Raw genomic sequence first — 2,983 nt, 5'->3', positions numbered from 1 at the left:
GGTAAAGGGACCCGCTATCATTCGGTCCATGCACAATGACCCATCAATAAAACCGCCATGTTTAACGTTTTGCCAGCGCGTCCCAGTCGCACGGACGACGTGATGTTTGATCTCATCGTGCGGGTCGCGGGTTGGGACCAACTGGAACGCGTCTGGGAGTTCGTGGTGGGATTTTTCAAATTCTTGTGGGCGTTGCTGCGGTTCCTGGGCGGTGGCTGACGCCGTCGCTTGAACTCGCTTGAACTCAATGATCAGGAAGAAAAAAAGCTCCGGGCGTTGCCGCGCGGAGCTTTTTCTTCTGCGCGCCCAGCATGGGCGCAACTGATATTAGACGTTCAGGTGTTATCCCAATCGCTGGAATCGTTGCTTCCCAGATCGACTCCGCCGCCGCTGTTATCGCTCCAGTCGCCTGAGCCGTTGCCGAAGTCCAGTCCGCCGCCGTTATTATCGTTGCCGCCGCGGCGGCGTTCGTCGTCGACAGGGACTTCGCGCTCGATCACGCGTTCGCGTCCGCCCGACAAGGCTTCGCCGAGCAACACGCCGGTCAGCAAGCCGCCCATGCCACCGCCGAAACCGCCGCCTTGCTGCACGATAACAGGAGGTTGCTGTTGCGGCGGATACGGCGAGTAAGGTGCCTGGCCGCGCCCGAAGCGTTCGGCTTCCTGCGCATAGACCGATTGGCCGTCCGGTCCGTTGGCCATGGTCTGCGCGCCTGCGGGATGGGGGTCTGCACGTCCTTCTGAGCGCGCGCGCACGCTATCGATCCGGTTCGACAACTCTTCGATTGCATACGGTGGAACCGGATTCTTCGAGTTTGACAGCGCCTCGACCATCCCGCGCAGCTGCGTCTCGATGTCTTCCACTTCCTTGAGCATGGCTTCGTGTCCCGGTTGCGTCGATAAACGCACGTCGAGTTTCAGCGAGCGGACGTCGTTGAGCAGTTCCGTAGCGCGTTTGAGTTGCGTACGGCGATCCGCGTCGGCCTGACCGTCATCGTTGCTGCGCGCGCGTTTCAGGCCCCAGCGCAGCACGAGCGCGATTCCGGCGAACAATACAGCCATGCCGATCCACAAGCCCATTGACGGGCCGTGCTTCTCTGGAACCGCAGCCGCGCCCTGGTTGAATCGGCTGCCGGCAACGCTGGTTGCCCCGTTGCTATTTTCCGACGACCTCATCCGGTTCGCGTCCGAGCGAATCCTCGCTTCAGTCGCGTTGAAGCGGGAGGGATCGGTGAACTTGACGGAGGGATCGAGCGTCTTGGCTTGCTGGACCTGACTGAGCGCATCGGTATAACGGCCTTCGCGATCGAGTACTTGGGCGTACAGGTAGTGCGCCTTTGCGCTATCCGGATGGGCCTGCAACACCTCGCTTAACTGCGAGTCGGCTTGCTGCCAGTTGCCCTGCGTCATCGATTGTTCGATCTGGCTGGCGCTCGGCAGGGCGAATGCAGCCGCCGACACGAGCATCAGCGACGAGGCCAAAGCCAACAGATATTTTTTCATCACCCGACCGGGCGTGTTCGCACCCGTCTCCGTTCCGTTTGTTTCGACATCTCCATCCTACGTCCGATGCAACCGCGCGGCGAACAGTTGAGTAGCCGCCGGGTTCGCCGCGCGTCCAGCCTGAAACGACCGAGTGCTTACTGCGCTGGCGGTTCGATTTGTTTCTTGAGCGCCGCCAGACGATCTTCGACAGAAGGTCCACGCGTGAGCGCCGCCAGCTTGTCTTCGAGCGCCTTGCCGCTTTTCTGGTCGGCGGAATTCAAGCGCGCGTCCGAGCGTGCGTTCGATAGTGCAACCTTGTCTTCCAGCTTCTGAAAGTCTTCCGACAGGTTCTTTCCGCCGATACCGCCCAACGCCGTCGCCGCAACATCTTTCGCCGTCGCGATCTGCTGCTTCGCCTGCAAGATGTTTGAACGCGAGTTCAGTTCGTTGCGGCGTTGACGCATGTCGTCGATCTGCTGTTTCAAATGATCGACTGACGGCACGAGCGTCACCAGTTCGGCTGCGAGCGCGTCGCGTTCCGTTTCGGCGTTCGCCTGCGCGCCCAGCGCTTCGCGGGCCAGTGCTTCGTCGCCGCTTTGCAGCGCGCGCTTGGCGCCGTCCTCATATTTCTTCGCCTTTTCGGCTGCGACATCGCGCCTGCTTTGCTGCGTGGCGACTTGCGCTTCGATCTCGATCAGCGAGTTTTCGGCCTTCGCGATGCTGTCGTCGAGTTCGCGCACGATTTGGCGCGAGTCCCTCGACGGGTCCTGAACTGTGTCGGCTGCGTCGTTCAGCAGACCTTTTACGGTGCGCGAGATAGAGTCAAAAAGCGACATGAGTTTCCTCCTGGAAATAAGTCGGCTGCCAGGCAGCAACGTTCAACATCTTTCAATAACGCTCGGTGCGGATAAGCGCGCCGTGCGTCGGATAAATCGGGTCGGGCTCGCTAATTGCAAGGTGGATGCCTGCAATGATTTAGCCGGCGTGCCTGGCTGGCGTACCACTTCAAAAAAATCTTGAGTGTGGTGGCCGCATTTAGCGCTTTGCATTAGACCACGCGGCGCCTTAAACCGGCCTTAACCATGCCGGCCGGGGCACGGTATCTGATTCAGATACCAAAATACACCAGTCACGTGCAGGTCGTGTGACTCCAGTGAGTGTGGGGGAGAGTGAGGGGTTGAGCGGTTTTGCTTGCGGTCAGTGAGGGGTGAGAGAGGAAGGATTGGGCAGTTCTAGGTGGCCCGCCAATTTCTGTGGGTCAGCACGTGAGCGGGTCGACGGGCGCCGAAGTTGCGCTATTTGGGCGCTGGAGGCGAAGCGAGTGCGCGCCGTTAGTGCTTGGGATGGGTGTTCAACTGCGGGTTGGGGTTGCGGGGGCCGCGCTACGTTCGTGCCAAAAACCTGAAATGGGCAACGACGACACTGAGGTATTCGCGGTTTGAACGCGTTTCTTTGCTTCGTTTCTTTGCGCGTTTGCAAAGAAATGAAGTCCCGCCCCG

2 protein-coding genes are annotated in these 2,983 nt (G+C 60.0%); both read right to left on the bottom strand.

Annotation, left to right across the window (positions count from 1 at the left end):
• Nucleotides 1-335 precede the first annotated feature (335 nt).
• Nucleotides 336-1,502 carry a tetratricopeptide repeat protein gene (locus WCA53_RS28085; RefSeq protein WP_423918623.1) on the bottom strand — a complete coding sequence of 389 codons (1,167 nt, stop codon included), beginning with the start codon at nt 1,500-1,502 and terminating at the stop codon, nt 336-338.
• A 137-nt stretch (nt 1,503-1,639) separates the two neighbouring features.
• The gene (locus WCA53_RS28080; protein ID WP_423918618.1) at nt 1,640-2,320 is read right to left on the bottom strand and encodes a PspA/IM30 family protein; all 681 of its coding nucleotides are present in this window, start codon (nt 2,318-2,320) and stop codon (nt 1,640-1,642) included.
• Between the last annotated feature and the right edge of the window lie 663 nt (nt 2,321-2,983).

Source organism: Caballeronia sp., from assembly GCF_049581465.1.
In the GTDB taxonomy this organism is placed as follows: Bacteria; Pseudomonadota; Gammaproteobacteria; order Burkholderiales; family Burkholderiaceae; genus Caballeronia.
This window is presented reverse-complemented; position numbering and strand designations above follow the sequence as displayed.